Here is a 16,386-nt window from a genome sequence, read left to right on the forward strand (position 1 = left end):
TATAAAATCCCTCCTCTAATTATTATAATTATTTAACCATATCTGCTGCTTGATTTAATACAGCCTCAGCATTCATTGTCCCATAAGCTCGAGAATCAATAACACCTACTTTAATTCCCTTAGGTTCACACATTTTTTTGTATTCAGCTTCCTTAAATCTAATTTGTGGCCCTAATAATACAACTTCAAATTCATCAACTCGATCTTTTAACTCTTCAGTAGCAACAGCTTCAATCTTAAACTCGTCTTCATTAAACTCATCTTTTTCTTGCACCTTCTTTTTCATCTTATTGACCATAACTCCTGTAGAAGCTCCCATTGCACAAACTAATAAAATATTCATTAAAAATCCCCCTTTTAGTAGTTTTATTGTTATAAATTAATCCGATATCTTATATATGTTATTCTAGAGTCTAAAAGTAAGACTCTATCCTTATCGGCCTTCACTAATAATATAATGCAAGTCTGATTCCAAACTGCCCCCAAAAAAAATAAAAAGTTTATAATTTGTTCTTCAATACCTTCTCCAAGACTGCTATATCAGGGATAAAAGAATAAACAAAAAAATATTTTTTTCTACAATTTTTTTATCGGATAAAAAATAAAGGATAGTGTATATCTTTTATATACACTATCCACTAGTTAAATGAACTGTATAATGCTTTATATACAGTATATAATATTCACTTTTTAAATACTAAGCTCCAGCATAATCTCTACCAAGCTACATACTTCACCATCAGAAATCTCTAATTGATAATTAGACTCTAATAGCTTAAGTTTATCTTTAATAATTTGATACTCCTTTTTATAATCTTCTTTAATAGTTTCTTTATTTTGATACTCTCGATTTCTATCACCAGCTAATATTTGGTCTAACATAAAACTAATGTGCAATATCCATCCTACTAGTGAATCTTCCTTTACTTTTAAATTCAATTCTTCGACAATATCATCAATTACCCTTCTAATATCTTGGATAACCTCTTGGGCATCAACATATAATAAGTGTTCATCTAAAGATTCAGCTACCTGTAAATATATATCCTCTGCCTCAATGATTTTACTTAACCGTCTTAAACCTTGGTTAGTAAATATCTCTTCAGCTCTAATAAAAGGAATCCCCTCAGCTAGTTTAGGATTAATACTTCCAATAATAGCTACAATATTATACTCTTGGCTTAATTTCTTAATCTTTTGCTTGAACTTTTCATTATCTGATATATTAAGTGCCATTACTTCTGCATTATTAGCTTCTAAATCAAGATTTTTATAAATAGTTGATTTTAGTTTTACTGCTGTTCCTTCACCAGTAAAACAGCTAGTAATAACTAGGTTTGTCTGTCTATACTCTTGTTGCTTAGAGGTATCATTTAATAATTTCTTACCTAAATAAGGGTTTACATTGATAGTAAAATCAAAAATCTCTTCTAAACTCAAAGAAATAATTGCTTTACGAGTTGCTTCTAAGACCATAGGAGTACTGACCATTTCAATCGTCTTTATTTCAATTCCCGTCTCTTGATGAATTAACTCACCAAAAGTGGTCAAAGAACCCATATCTACTAGTAATAAAACCCCTCTACCTTGGTCTACTTCTTGTACTAAATTTTTGACATTACTATATGCCTGTTTAGGGTCCATTGTTAAAGGCATATCCATTGCCCTAGCATGATTGACCTGTAATAGTTTATTAGCTACCTTTACCATACTTGAAGCTGCTTTAGCTCCATGCATAGCCACAATAACTCCTACCTTGTCCTCTTCTTCCTGACTAAATTGATACTCAGCAGGGCATAAGAACATAGTTAAATATCCTACCTCATCAAGTGGTAGTTGGATTCCAAGTTGAGATTCAATTATCTCTGTTATCTTAAGAGCAGCACTAAATTCTTCAGGATGCTTCATTCTAATTTCATTTAACTGGGAGTTGACTATCTTTTCGCCTTCTTTTATTCTTTGCACTGCTGATTGAATATGCAAAGCTAAACCTAATATTAACTGAGAAGGTAATTCTGTATCTAAATTATTGTTAACATATTCTCTAATCTGTTCAGTTACTTCTAAAATATTTTTGCCTACTATTTTTAATAATTCTTCTCTGTTAATCTGTGAATCAAAATCACCAATATACTCTTCAAAATAAGACTCAATATCAGAATTTACAATCTGATTTGCTTCTTGTTCGTTAACTCCTTTACTCTTTAAATCAAATAATTTCCGTTCAATTGAATTATAAAAATTACCTGGTAGATCATACTGGTCTTCTTGTTTGATAAATCGTTCTTTTTTCTCAGGAGAAAATCTAAGTTGTGGCTTAGAATTATCGACTACTTGACTAATTTTTTGGCGGTTGTTCTTTAAATTTAACAATCCTTTTTTAACTGATTCGGAAAAATGGTTCTTATCTACCAATAATTTATTTTTCCCTTGGTTCATATAGCTTAAAAAAGCTCTAGCACAACCTAATTGAATATCACTCTTTAATTGGCCAATATTATTCTTACAATGATATAATAATAAAGCTTTAATTACATCTAATTTAGCATAAATTACTTCTCCAATTCTTTTAGACTCTTGTTGAAAAAATTCTTTAATTAAGGCTAACCTCTCTTCTAAACTTCTCTTTTCTAAAGGGGGGAGATTAATTACCATTGGTATACGTCGATTAAAAGTTTCTAATAAACTCGACTCAGGATCTTCAGTAGTAGCTGCAACAATTAATACATCAGAAGTAAGTTCATTTTCTGTATCTCCCAGCTTTCTAAAGATTCCCTTATCGATAAAGGTAAATAACATCTCTTGTCCTTCTGAAGGTAGGCGGTGTACCTCATCTAAAAATAAAATCCCTCCATTCGCCTTTTCTAAAAGTCCTTCTTTATCCTGATTTGCTCCTGTGTAGGCTCCTTTTTTTATTCCAAAAAGTTGGCCCATTAATAGTTGCGGGTTATTTGCATAATCAGCACAGTTAAAGGTGATAAAAGGAGCAGCAAAATCTAAAGTACCCGATTCAATAGCAAACTGATGCATTAATTCTGCAAACATAGTCTTTCCCACTCCAGTATCACCTAATAATAAGGTATGCAACCCATTAGGTGGATATAATATAGCTGCTTTAGCTTGTTCAATTGGTGTTTTTAGACTTCCTTGTTTTCCAATTACTTGATCAAATACTGTAAGTTGATTCAAATTGGTATTTTTATTATCATTACCTTTAGTTTTTCTCTTAATTAGAGGTTTAAATAAGACTGGCCTTCCGGTTATCTTTTTTACTCTCCCTTTTTTAACTAATTTATTTAAATAACCACTAACATTAGAACGGTGTAAATCAAGTTCCTTAGCTAACTCTCCAGCTGAATATCCTTCTTTATCCTCTTGAGTATACTTGTTTTTTAAGCTTTGATATACTTTCTCAATCTGCTTCAACTCCACTACCTCCTCTAATCGTACCTCTTTCTCTTACGTGATGAGGGAATCTTCAATTCTGTTCTATATTTAGCTATAGTCCGTCGTGAAATAGTTACTCCTCTAGCCTCTAATTTATCCTTTAGTTCTCTATCACTTAGTGGATTATTTTTATCTTCATTAGCTACTAGATCTTCTACTTCCTTTTTTATACTTACTGCTGATACTTTTTGATCACCTGTTTTAATCGCCTTACTAAATAAAAACTTCATAGGAAATAATCCTTGAGGAGTTTGAATATACTTATTACTTGTAGCTCGACTAACTGTTGATTCATGCATCTTAATTTCGTCCGCTATTTGTTGCATTGTCATTGGTTTTAAATACTTAATTCCTCTTTTTAAAAAATCTTGCTGTAAATTGATAATTGCTCGTACTATATTATAAACCGTTTGTCTTCTTTGCTCAATACTCTTAATTAACCACATAGCTGATTTTAATTTATCTTCTATATAATCCTTACTCTGTTTTGCAGCGTTTTGTTTTTTTAACAAATTCCGATAATAACTATTGATGTGTATAGTGGGAAAACTAGCCTGGTCCATAATTATAACATACTTTCCTGAAATCTGTTTAATAATAATATCTGGTTCTATATAAATATTATTTGCTTTCTTTTTAAATCTATCTGCTGGAATAGGAGATAATGATTTAATTAAGTCTATTAACTGCTGAGTAACCTTAGGTTCAATACTAAGTCCTTGTGAAATCTTTCTGACTTGATTATTATTTAATTCTGCCTGATAACCGTTAATTATTTGCTTAGCTAATCCAATTTGAGTATTATTATCACTTGTTTTTAAATTATCTAATTGAATTAGCAATGATTCTTGAATATCTCTAGCACCGATCCCTGCTGGATCAAATTGCTTAATTTTTGCTAAAACTTTATTAACTTCTTTTCTAGTAACTTCTAATTGATTAATAACTTCTTCTAACGAACTAAAAAAACCTGATTGATCTAAATTGCCAATAATTTGTTCTCCTATTTTTTTCTCTAACTTGCTAGTTGTAACTAAGCTTAATTGCTTTAATAAATGTTCTTCTAGTGTTAATTCTTGAGCAACAAATTTTTCATAATTAAAATCATCTCCATTTTGCTTAATATAATTATTTGACTGGGGATCATAATTATCATCTAATTCTAGTAATGGATTCTCCATCATTTTATCTTCAATAAATTCCTGCAGTTCTAATGTTGAATACTGTAGTAGTTTAATAGCTTGCTGTAGCTTAGGGGTCATAGCTAACTCTTGTTTTTGTTGTTGTTCTTGATATAAATTAGTTGTATAGTTTAATTCCATACTATCCCACCTTATTTAAACTCTTTACTAATAGTTTACTAAAAAAAAGGCAACCACTCAAGATAGAGTAGTTGCCAAAAAAAGAATTATTTATAAATAAGAAGTAATTGCTAGCAAATTAAATTATACCTGTTGACTTAGATAATTCTCAATCTCTTCTGCTGTAGAATAACCTATAGCTTCATCAGCAATCTTTTCTGCTTCTTCTAAAGTTAAATTACGAATAGCATCTTTAACTTCTGGAATTGTAACTGCACTCATACTAAATTCATCTAATCCTATTCCTAAAAGGAAAGGAGTTAGGCGCTTATCTCCAGCCATTTCTCCACACATTCCAGCCCAATTACCTTCATTATGAGCTGCTTTGACAACTCGCTTAATTAATCTTAATAAAGCTGGATGGAATGGTTGATATAAATGAGCAATATTTTCATTCATTCTATCAGTAGCAGTTGTATACTGAATTAAATCATTAGTTCCAATACTAAAGAAATCAGTTTCTTTAGCCAAGATATCTGCTGTCATTGCTGCCGCTGGCACCTCAATCATCATACCTACTTCTAAATCTTGATCAAATTCAATTCCTTCTTTAGATAAATCAGACTTTACTTCCTCTAAAATTTGATTAGCTGCTCTTAACTGTTCTACAGCCGAAATCATAGGGTACATAATCTTAACTTGACCATAAGCACTAGCTTTTAAAATAGCTCTTAATTGTGTCTTAAAAATATCAGTTTTATCTAAGCAAATCCTAATTGCTCGATAACCTAAGAAAGGATTCATTTCTTCTGGTAAATCTAAGTAAGATAATTCTTTGTCTCCACCAATATCTAAGGTTCTAATTACTATTGGCCCGTCCATCTTTTCAGCTACTTCTTTATAAGCTTCAAACTGCTCCTTTTCTGTTGGCAAAGAATCTCGGTCCATATATAAAAATTCACTTCGATAAAGACCAATTCCTTCAGCACCTTTATCAAGAGCACCTGCTACATCATTAGGTGTTCCAATATTAGCTACTAATTCTACCTGGTGACCATCTTTAGTTTCAGCAGGTTCCTCTTTTAATTGGGCCAACCTCTTTCTACGCTCTCTATATTCTTGAGCTTTTTTCTGATAGTTAGTTAGTTCATCTGCTGTTGGTTCAATGATTACATCTCCATTAACACCATCAACAATAATTTCCATCCCATTTTCCACTTTATCCAAAATCTGACTAGCTCCTACTACAGCAGGAATCTCTAAAGATCGAGCCATAATAGCAGTATGAGAAGTTCTTCCTCCTACCTTAGTAGCAAAACCTAATACCTTGTCTTTATCAACCTGAGCAGTATCAGAAGGAGTTAAATCCTCTGCTACTAGAATAACTTCTCTATCTAGTTCAGCTAGAGACATATTCTCTACTCCTAATAAATTTCTTAGAATTCGCGTTCCTACATCCCGAATATCACTAGCCCGTTCTCTCATATACTCATCATCCATATTAGAAAACATCGTAGCAAATTGTTCTACTGTTTGTTCTAAAGCAGCTTCAACATTAATCTCTTCGGAATCAATTTTATCTTCTACAGCAGAAATCAATTCTGGATCTTCTACAACCATCAAGTGAGCTTGAAAGATCTCTGCTTTATCTTGGCCCATATCATCTTCGACTTTATCTTTAATAGCTTGTAATTGTTCTTTAGACTCTTGAATAGCATCATGAAGTCTCTCTTTTTCTCCATCAGTATCTTCAACATTTACTGTTTCATATGATAAGTCTTCTTCTTCTAGTAACATAACTTCACCAGTTACAATTCCTGGAGAAGCAGCTACTCCTGTTAATTGTTGACTCATTTAATATATTCCTCCTTACTCTCCGAATCCATCTTCAATTAATTCTACAATTTTTGCTACAGCATCTTTAGCATCTGCACCATCAGCCTTAATAGTAACTTCTGTACTTTGGTTAACTCCTAGGCTCATAATTCCCATAATACTTTTAGCATTAACCTCCTGACCATCCTTAGAAATCTTTACATCAGCATCAAATTTCTCTGCTTTACTAACAATCATAGAAGCCGGTCTAGCATGAATACCTGTATCATTATTAACTGTTACTTTTTGTTCTACCATTTAATTCCCCTCCATAAAGTTAATTTTATTTATAATTTTAATTTTACTCGCACTTATTTATTAATGCAAGTTAAGTTCCAAACTATATCGATTAATTGTAATGATTTATAAAAAGGAGAATTAGATATTAAATTAGAGCAAATCACTATTATTATATCATCATCAGCAATAATTATAATATTTAATCAGTAATAGCCGTTAAAACATTTTTAAATCAGATTCAATCTGTGGTAATACATTTTCATACTAGTTCATTGATAAAATTTATCAAGCCTCTTGATAAATTTTATCAGATTTAATCTACTAATCCATACTTCCGAGCTTTATTAGCTACAGTTCGATGTGTAATCCCTAATGCTTTTCCAGAAGCATTAAAACTACCATGCTTCTTTAATGCCAGTTTAATAATTTCCTTTTCGTACTCTTCTAATGAAGCGACATCTCCGTCTTCCTTTAAATTAACTAATGTTTTTCCATTTTTATAATCTTCTTTAATATAATTAGGCAAATTATCTAAAGAAATCTTGTCATTATCCGTAAAATTAATTGCTCGTTCAATTATATTCTGCAGCTCTCTTATATTGCCGGGCCAAGAATAATTCGTTAAAATCTCTAGTGATTCTTTAGAAATACTATCAACCGGTTTCTCTAATTTAGCTGATAATTTTTCTAAAAAATGATTAACTAATAAAGGAATATCCTCTCTTCTAGCTCTCAAAGGAGGTAGAAGAATTGGAATTACATTTAATCTATAGTATAAGTCTTCCCTAAATGTTCCTTCTTGCATCATTTCTTCTAAATTACAATTAGTCGCAGTTACGATTCTAATATCCACTTTAATTCTTTCAGTACCACCAACTCTGCTAAAAATCCTTTCTTGTAGAACCCTTAATAGTTTAACCTGTAACTCACTTGGCAATTCACCAATCTCATCTAAAAATATAGTTCCTCCATCTGCTAATTCAAACTTGCCAATCTTCTTTTGCACTGCTCCTGTAAAAGCTCCCTTTTCATGGCCAAACAATTCACTTTCAATTAAATTAGGCGGGATAGCAGCACAATTAACCCTAATAAATGGACCATTAGCTCGGTTACTAGCATAATGAATAGCCTCAGCTACCAATTCCTTTCCTGTTCCACTTTCTCCTCTAATTAAAACAGTTGAATTAGTCTCTGCTGCCTTAGAAGCATTAACTAATGCTTCCCTTAATTCATCACTCTTTCCTATAATTCTTTGAAACGGCTTGTCTAATTTCTTTTCTCGCTTCAGCTCTTGCTCTAGATATTCAGCCTTAGCTGATAACTCTTTTAATCGTTGGGCCAATTCTTCTACTTCGGTTTTCTTTTTAGATACTATTACTGCTCCTTCTACTACCCCTTCAACTTTAATTGGATAAATATTAGAGATAATAATTAACTGACTATTTTTTTTAGTTACTACCCCTGTTTTACTCTCACCAGTATCTAATACCTGTTGATATGTTTTATTATTACTAATTTGGTCTATTTTATTCCCTACAGCCTCATCAGCAGTTATACCTAACATTTGAGTATAAGTAGAATTTAGATAATCTATTAACCCCTTACTATCAACAACACAAATACCATCTTGAACCGACTCCAAAATCAAATCAAGTCTTTCTTTTAAGGCCTTAACTTCCTTTAATTCACCAGATAATTTTTCTAAGGTAGATATATCTTGAAAAACTGCTATAGCGCCAACTACTTGATCTCCTGACATAATAGGAGTTCTATTAGTTATAATTGTAGCTTGATTAATCTTTTGCCGTTGGCCTAATTCTGAAGCACCAGATTCTAAGACCTTCTTCAAGCGAGAATTAGGAATAACTTTAGTTATTTCTTCACCAATTACCTGATTAGCTTCTAAGGCAGTAATTCTTTCTGCAGCAGGATTAAAACTAGTAATAATCCCTTTTTGATCAACAATAATTACTCCATTAGCTATATTATTAAATACTTTATCCATAGCTGTAGTAGTTTGTTGTAATAATTCATCAACTTCATCTTTAGTCTTACTATCCTCTAAATTAAACTCTCCCTTTAAAAAATTTACAAACTCCTCAATTGACTGGTCAGCATTCTCCCCCTTACTAACAGCAATAATATCATCTTGATAAGCTATATTTGAGGATGTTACAGAAATTAAACTAGTAGCTGGTAATAAATTATCTTCCCTAGCCCCTACAAAAAGTTTATCCCCATATTCATTTTTTATTCGGTTAGCCTTCTTAACAATCATAGCCGCCACTCGAGCATGTAAACCTTTTTTATGAGTAAAGGTTAATTTCTCCTTTTTGATCACCAGTTTACTCCCCCTTAATTTATATCAATCATTAACATTAAATAAAGTAGGACCAGCCTCACGGCTGGGACCTCTTGTCAAACTGCACGTACGGTTCTCCCGTATACAGCTTTCGGTCATTGTTGCTCCTTAACAGAGAGTAAGTTATCGTCTTTGTGTTGCCACAAATGTATATTTTACTCTTGTCTAAAGCACATCGGTAAGCAGTGATTCTAGTCCTAAATCTCTTAATATTTTATTAGGAAGGCGATAATTCTGCCCTTTCGCCTTCTTTCCTTCTATAAAACAACGTACTCTCATTCTTATCCAACCATCTAACTTTTTATATAGTCCTTTAATATTTCCTAGTAGAAAACTATTACCCCAACCTCTAATAATTAAATTAAGCTCATCAATCATTACAGCTACTCCTATTGACCTATTCCTTTTGGTTTTCTTTCTTACTTTATCCTTGAAACTTTTAATAGAGCTCTCTTTTGGCTTTTTATAATCACAATTATAAAATTTAAATTCTAGAAATTTAAATCCATCATTAAAATTCGTAATTACTGTTTTCCGAGGATGTAGTCTTAAGTTTAATTCATTTTCTATAATCTGGCGAGTTACTTCCAAAGCACGTTCTGCTTTAGCTTTACTCTTAGCCATAATTATAAAGTCATCGGCAAATCTAACTATCTTATATCCTCGACGCGTCATTTTCTTATCAAAGTGATGTAGGTAGATATTTGCTAAAAGTGGAGAAATTACGCCTCCTTGTGGAGTTCCCTCCGTTGTTTCTTCTTTTCCTTTCTCAGTCATGACACCTATAGTAAGCCACGACCTAATAATATCTAATATCCAACCATCACTTACTTCCTCTGCTATCAGCTCCATTAAAATTTCATGGTCTATTGTATCAAAGTAAGATTTGACATCTGTGTCTAATACCCAATTATAACCTTGTTCTTTATATTCTTCTACTTTCTTAATTGCATCTTCGGTTGACCTATTAGGTCTAAAACCATAAGAACAGTCGCAGAATATTTCTTCAAAGTGTATCTCTAGAATCTGTTTCACTGCTTGTTGGGCAATTCGGTCTTTAATTACTGGAATACCTAGTGGTCTTTGTTCTCCATTTCCTTTTGAGATATACGTTCTTAGAACTGGTTGTGGCTCATATCTATCTTCTGTTAACTGGCGATATAAAGCACTCATATTCTTAGTGTAATTTTCTCTAAATTCTTCAACTTCTACACCGTCAATCCCTCCACAACCACCATTATTCAAAACTTTCTGAGCTGCACAATGTAAATGTCTTTTCTTAGTCACTAAATCTTTTATACTATATAGCGAACTAATTTTTTTCCACCTATCCTACCTCACGACTTACCAGTTCTTCCTATCCTGTCTTAATATCTAAACCCCTATATTCGTAGCATTCCTAAGCACGTCTTCTAAGCTCTCGCCAATCGCACCTCTTAGTTTACTACTACTTAGGTCATGGTTTTTCTTAAATTCATCACGCTTCCAGTTATGATTTTCTGTCCGCTATTTCTTTTAAGACTTATTGTCTTTAACAATGTTTAAACCATTTTGATTTAAATACCATCAACACTCAATTCTAAACTTCAATAACCTGGCTATCCTTCACTGTAATCAACTTTCATTGATTTTTTTCACTACTATGATAGCTTCTGAACTCTAATATTTCATCGCTTTGACTTTCCCTATTCAGGTTATATCATCACTTATCTTTATAGATTTCTATAAAGACCATATTAGAGCATCCTCTGGTCACCTATGCTATATTCCAATCATTCCGACCATAATCACACTCATTAATCTAACATACTCCAATGGTCTGTAAGTCAGCTTTGGACTTCTCCATCCTTTTGGTAGATCGTCACTAATGAATGCCACCTTCGGTTCACATATTGTTCCGGACTGATTTTTCGCCTCAAACTCTTCAGATTACATCTCACAATGAACACCCTGTTACTGTTGACTTCATATCCTGTTCTTTATTAACTTAGGTTGACGTTTGTTTTCTCCGTTTGCTCACCCATTTCGTCTGTGAGTGCCACAATATCTCAACCATATTATCCATTCTTCCAGAATAGGCAGGACTTACACCTACTATCATCATAGACTACAGAGCACACAATAGGACACTCTTGAGAGTGCCCCAACCTTAAAACTTTGGAATAGGTGGTAATTGTAACTTATGTTTATTCTTAGCAGCTAATTTATCAACTATTTTCTTTACTTTGGGTTTAGCTTCACCCGTTAAAATGTAACGATCTATTTCTTCATATGTGATCCCTAATTCATCTTCATCCGTCTGATCCTCCCATAGACCAGCTGAAGGTGCTTTAGTAATGATTCTTTTAGGAATTCCTAATTCCTTAGCTACTTCTCTAACCTCTGATTTAACTAAATTACCTAATGGTGCAATATCAATCCCACCATCACCATACTTAGTAAAGTAACCTAATTTCAATTCACTACGGTTATCTGTTCCCACAACCAAACTGCTTTGTTGACTGGCATAGTAATAAAGTGTAGTCATCCTTAATCTAGGTTTAATATTTGCTACAGCTAAATTGTCAGTATCCTCTATTCCGATAGTCTCCCTTAACTGATCGAATGTAGTACTTAAATCAACAATTTGATAAGGAATATCAAATTTTTTTGCTATCTCTTTAGCATCCTCAGCATCTTGTGGGTTACTATAACAAGGCATAATTATACCTAAGGTATTATCTGGAAAAGCTCTTTTAGATAATACACTGGTTACAGCAGAATCAATTCCGCCACTTAATCCGACTACTGCTCCTTTACAACCTGCCTTTTGAACCCGTTCTTTAATCCAAGTTGTTAATCTTTGACTTATCTTCTTATAATCTTTGTTTAACATACTATCCCCCCAGCACTCACTTCTATCTTTTATAAGACTATTATAACATAATTAATAGGAAGAGTTAATACTTAAATAAAAGGACTCTTGGCCCAATCAATCAATGGATAGGTAGGAATAGTAAGGTCAGAATCTAGTTGATAGGGAAAATCAAAAGAATTATGTAGTCTAATTTCTATTGCTTGTTCATCTCTAAAAATAAATTTAAGCTTATCCTTTTCTCTGAAAGCTTCAAAATTTGATTTATCAATTTTTAAAGCTATCTCTCTTTCTTTAGCTTTCTTAGGTAAATGAATTTTATATTCTACCATAATAAGCATCAATCTATTAGGTAAATTAACTGCCCGTAAAAAAGCAATTGGTTTAGCTATACCATTAGGGTATTTAATCTTATTAGCTTGAGGTAAAATACAGTCTAATAAAACACCATGTTCTTTTGGGGTTAGGCTGTTTAATAAATCAGTAATTGTTTGGTAATCAACCTGCTGACTACCATCCTTAGTTCGATCGATATATGATTTTGTCATTCTATCCCCCCTTTTTTAATAGGATACTACAATCTAAATAAAAATATTAAAATTTTTAGAAGGGGGATAAATAATAAAGCCATCCAACGTTAACGCTGAATGGCTAAAGAGGTATCTTATTTAAGCTTGAAGTCCATTATTTTCTTGGGCAGTTATATCTTTTTTAAGAAAACTAACTAATAAAGCAGTTACTACTGCTCCTGCTATAATTGATAACCCATACATTAATACATTACCCACTGCTCCAGGAATAGCTAAGACAAAGATACCACCATGTGGTGCCTGTAAAGTAGCCTTAAATAACATAGATAAAGCACCAGTTACAGCAGAACCAGCCATAATTGATGGAATTATCTTAACCGGATCGGCTGCTGCAAATGGAATAGCTCCTTCTGTGATAAATGAAATCCCTAAAGCAGCTGCTGCCTTACCAGCTTCCTTTTGACTTTCATCAAATTTATCTGGAGCGATAAATGTAGCTAATGACAATCCTAATGGTGGCGTCATACCTGCTGCCATTACTGCTGCCATAATCATTGGCCCTGCCTCAGCATTAGAAGCTATTAATCCAGTAGCAAAAGTATAAGCAGCCTTATTTACTGGGCCTCCCATATCAAAAGCCATCATTGCTCCTAAAATAATACCTAATAATACTCTATTTGTTCCTGTCATACCTTCTAGCCAAGTTTTTAATCCATCCATAATTCCTTTAACCGGACCACCGATAACATAAATCATAAGTAATCCAACAGTTAATGAAGATAATAATGGTAAAATTAAAACAGGTTTTAAACCTTGGAAAGAAGCAGGTAACTTAATATTATCCTTTAACCACTTAGTAACATAACCAGCTAAGAAACCAGCAATAATCCCACCTAAAAAACCAGCACCGGTCTTAGAAGCTAACATACCACCAATCATACCAGGGGCCAAGCCAGGACGATCAGCAATAGAACTAGCAATAAACCCAGCTAAAATCGGAATCATTAAAGCAAAAGCTGATCCCCCACCAATTGTCATTAAAGCCGAAGCCAAGGTCCCTTGTTGTTGGAAGGCTTTAATACCAAAAGCAAAAGATAAGGCAATAGCCAAACCACCTGCTACTACAAAAGGAATCATTCGAGAAACACCATTCATTAGATGCTTATAAGCACCACTTCTTTGTGAACTACGTTGGGATTTATGTTCTTTAACATCAGATACAATATCTTGCTCTGTTGGATCAAAGTCTTTAGCTTTAGCCAATGCCTGATCAATTAGTCCTGCTGCATCATCAATAGCATCACCTACTGCAACTGATACAACTGGTTTACCTTGGAATCTAGCCTGATTTACATCTGTATCAGCAGCAATAATAACTGCTTCTGCCTCTTTAATCTCCTGGCTAGTTATCTCATTATCTACTCCTTCAGCACCTTGAGTCTCAACCTTAATTTCAATATCCTGTTCTTTAGCTGCTTCTTCTAAAGCCTCAGCAGCCATAAAAGTGTGGGCAATACCAGTAGGACAAGAAGTCACTGCTACTATTTTTTTCATATTATCCCTCCAGTTCAAATTTTAATTACTCACGCTCTGTGATTACTTCTAGAACTTCTTCTTTAGTTTCAGTTGCTAATAAATCTTCCCTAAAATCTTGATGCATTAACTTGCGTGATAGGTTAGATAAAACTTTAAGATGGTCAGTAGCACCTCCTTTAGGAACTGCAATCATAAAGAATATTTTAGCTGGCTGGCCATCACGACTCTCAAAAGCAATTCCTTGCTTGGACTTAGCAAAAACAAGGGCAGGTTCTGTTACTACTTCACTTTGACCATGAGGAATTGCAACACCATTACCCACCCCCGTAGAACTTTTTTCTTCTCTAGCTAAAATAGTTTGGTAAAAGTCTTGTTTAGAGGTTATTTTTTCTGATTTAGCCAATAGATTAATCATCTCTTGTAAAGCATCTTCCTTATTCTCAGCTACTAGATCTAACTTAATTAGGTTTTTAGTTAATAGATTACTGATCTTCATTTTTCCTTCCTCCTTTGATAATTTACTACCTTAGCTTACTATTTTAATAGACTTATCAATTATATTTACTTGCTTTAATAACTCTTTTACCCCTTCTTTATTACATACCTGAGTGCCAGACTGGGCTACACTATTAGCACTAGCTGCAGTTGCATATCTAATTGCTTCTTTCAAAGAACCCGCAGTTAACTTAACTGCCAAAGCACCAACTAAAGTATCACCTGCTCCAACAGTACTGGCTACTTCTACTTTAGGAGGTTGAGCATGTAAAATACTCTGTTTACTAATTACTAGTGAACCACTAGCCCCTAAAGAAATTACTACAACTGTAACTCCTTCTTGTTGTAGCTTTTGACCAGCCTTAATCACTTCTTCTAAGGAATTTAACTTTTTTCCAACTAAGACTTCTAATTCTTCTAGATTAGGTTTAATTAGATAAGGTTTACTTTTTAATCCTTCAACCAATGGTTGGCCTGATGTATCTAAAATTACCTTACTTCCACTAGCTTGAACTTGATTAATTAATTTAGCATAAATATCTTGGGGCACTCCAGGTGGTAAGCTCCCGGTTAATACCACAAAATCATCAGTCCCTACTGTATCTAATAATCTATTTTCTAATCTGCGCAAGTCTTTTTGTTTAACTTTAGCTCCTGGCTCATTAATTTCTGTTTCTTGGCCAGTGATTGTATCAATCATCTTTAGATTAGTTCTAGTCTCTCCCTCTAATCTAATAAATTGATCTCTAATCGGGGAATCATTTAGACTATTAGCAACAAACTCTCCACTACTACCACCTAAAAATCCTAAAGCAACTGTTTTACTACCCAACTTAGCAACTACTTTAGAGACATTAATTCCTTTACCTCCAGGGTCCTTCCTCACCTCTTTAATTCTATTTAGATTACCTAATTTAAAATCTTCTACATATATAGTCTTATCTACAGCTGGATTTAAAGTAACAGTTATAATCATTCTTTTTCACCCCCTACCATTACTAAATCTACTAGGGCTCGGTACTTACTTACTAACTTTTGGTCTAATTTATAATCTGTTACAACTTTACTTACATCAGTTATATCTATGACTTTAACTAAAGTAACTTTATCAAATTTACTCTCATCAGCTAATACAATTACTTCTTTAGCTTTACTGGCCATTTTACTCTTGACATTGGCCTCTACTAAATCAGGAGTAGTTACTCCAGCTTCTAAATCAATTCCATTGGCCCCTAAAAATACCTTATCAGCATGTAAATTCTCTAAATAATCTTCTGTGGCCGGGCCAACCAAAGCTAAAGTTTTTTTCTTTAAATCCCCCCCTGGTAAAACAACTTGATGGGGACTATTAGATAATTCTAAAGCAATATTAACAGCATTAGTTACAATTGTTAAGTCCTGATGCTGGTCTAAAGACTTGGCTAATTGGGTTGTTGTGGTTCCAGCATCTAAAATAATGGTCTCTCCATCATTAATTAACTTGGCTGCTTTTTTGCCAATTTTACTTTTAGCTTCAGTATGCTCATCCTCTTTTTCTATAAAAGAAGGTTCAAAATCACGACTTTCTTTTGCTACTGCTCCACCATGAGTTCGAGAGATTAATTCTTCTTCTTCTAACTTCTTTAAATCCCTTCTAATTGTTGAACCCGAAACAGCAAACTTATCACATAACTCTTTTACTTTAACTGTTTTTCCTTTTTCAATTAAGGATACAATCTTACGTCTTCTTTCTTTAGCTAACATTTT

The 16,386-nt window shown here is 33.2% G+C and carries 13 protein-coding genes; all 13 read right to left on the reverse strand.

Annotated elements, in window-relative coordinates; genetic code table 11:
- Positions 1 to 28: 28 nt before the first annotated feature.
- Entirely contained in the window at positions 29 to 343 is a 315-nt protein-coding gene (locus HALHA_RS12430; RefSeq protein ID WP_015328123.1) for a PTS sugar transporter subunit IIB, read from the reverse strand.
- 347 nt (positions 344 to 690) lie between these two features.
- Positions 691 to 3,426 (reverse strand): sigma-54-dependent transcriptional regulator, encoded by a 2,736-nt coding sequence (locus tag HALHA_RS12435; RefSeq protein WP_015328124.1) that lies wholly within the window; start codon positions 3,424 to 3,426, stop codon positions 691 to 693.
- A 14-nt stretch (positions 3,427 to 3,440) separates the two neighbouring features.
- On the reverse strand, positions 3,441 to 4,769 hold the full coding sequence (gene rpoN / locus HALHA_RS12440; protein WP_015328125.1) for an RNA polymerase factor sigma-54: 1,329 nt from the start codon (positions 4,767 to 4,769) through the stop codon (positions 3,441 to 3,443).
- A gap of 123 nt (positions 4,770 to 4,892) precedes the next feature.
- Positions 4,893 to 6,602, reverse strand: a complete 1,710-nt coding sequence (gene ptsP, locus HALHA_RS12445) for a phosphoenolpyruvate--protein phosphotransferase (RefSeq protein WP_015328126.1) — start codon at positions 6,600 to 6,602, stop codon at positions 4,893 to 4,895.
- A gap of 15 nt (positions 6,603 to 6,617) precedes the next feature.
- The gene (locus tag HALHA_RS12450; protein ID WP_015328127.1) at positions 6,618 to 6,881 is read right to left on the reverse strand and encodes an HPr family phosphocarrier protein; all 264 of its coding nucleotides are present in this window, start codon (positions 6,879 to 6,881) and stop codon (positions 6,618 to 6,620) included.
- A 295-nt stretch (positions 6,882 to 7,176) separates the two neighbouring features.
- Positions 7,177 to 9,204, reverse strand: coding sequence for a sigma 54-interacting transcriptional regulator (locus HALHA_RS12455; RefSeq protein WP_015328128.1), 2,028 nt, complete (start codon positions 9,202 to 9,204; stop codon positions 7,177 to 7,179).
- A 186-nt stretch (positions 9,205 to 9,390) separates the two neighbouring features.
- Complete coding sequence (gene ltrA, locus HALHA_RS12460; protein WP_015326122.1) at positions 9,391 to 10,542, reverse strand: group II intron reverse transcriptase/maturase; 1,152 nt, start codon at positions 10,540 to 10,542, stop codon at positions 9,391 to 9,393.
- An 832-nt stretch (positions 10,543 to 11,374) separates the two neighbouring features.
- Positions 11,375 to 12,100, reverse strand: a complete 726-nt coding sequence (locus HALHA_RS12465; RefSeq protein WP_015328129.1) for an NAD+ synthase — start codon at positions 12,098 to 12,100, stop codon at positions 11,375 to 11,377.
- A gap of 71 nt (positions 12,101 to 12,171) precedes the next feature.
- Positions 12,172 to 12,627 (reverse strand): hypothetical protein, encoded by a 456-nt coding sequence (locus HALHA_RS12470; protein WP_015328130.1) that lies wholly within the window; start codon positions 12,625 to 12,627, stop codon positions 12,172 to 12,174.
- A 120-nt stretch (positions 12,628 to 12,747) separates the two neighbouring features.
- Positions 12,748 to 14,163 carry a PTS fructose transporter subunit IIC gene (locus tag HALHA_RS12475; protein ID WP_015328131.1) on the reverse strand — a complete coding sequence of 472 codons (1,416 nt, stop codon included), beginning with the start codon at positions 14,161 to 14,163 and terminating at the stop codon, positions 12,748 to 12,750.
- Between the two features lie 25 nt (positions 14,164 to 14,188).
- Positions 14,189 to 14,641 carry a PTS sugar transporter subunit IIA gene (locus HALHA_RS12480; RefSeq protein WP_015328132.1) on the reverse strand — a complete coding sequence of 151 codons (453 nt, stop codon included), beginning with the start codon at positions 14,639 to 14,641 and terminating at the stop codon, positions 14,189 to 14,191.
- Between the two features lie 30 nt (positions 14,642 to 14,671).
- The gene (pfkB, locus tag HALHA_RS12485; protein ID WP_015328133.1) at positions 14,672 to 15,616 is read right to left on the reverse strand and encodes a 1-phosphofructokinase; all 945 of its coding nucleotides are present in this window, start codon (positions 15,614 to 15,616) and stop codon (positions 14,672 to 14,674) included.
- A complete protein-coding gene (locus tag HALHA_RS12490) occupies positions 15,613 to 16,383 on the reverse strand; it encodes a DeoR/GlpR family DNA-binding transcription regulator (protein ID WP_015328134.1) in 771 nt (256 codons plus the stop codon). The genes pfkB and HALHA_RS12490 overlap by 4 nt, the downstream gene beginning before the upstream one ends.
- Positions 16,384 to 16,386: the final 3 nt, after the last annotated feature.

This window comes from Halobacteroides halobius DSM 5150, assembly GCF_000328625.1.
Taxonomy (GTDB): Bacteria; Bacillota; Halanaerobiia; order Halobacteroidales; family Halobacteroidaceae; genus Halobacteroides; species Halobacteroides halobius.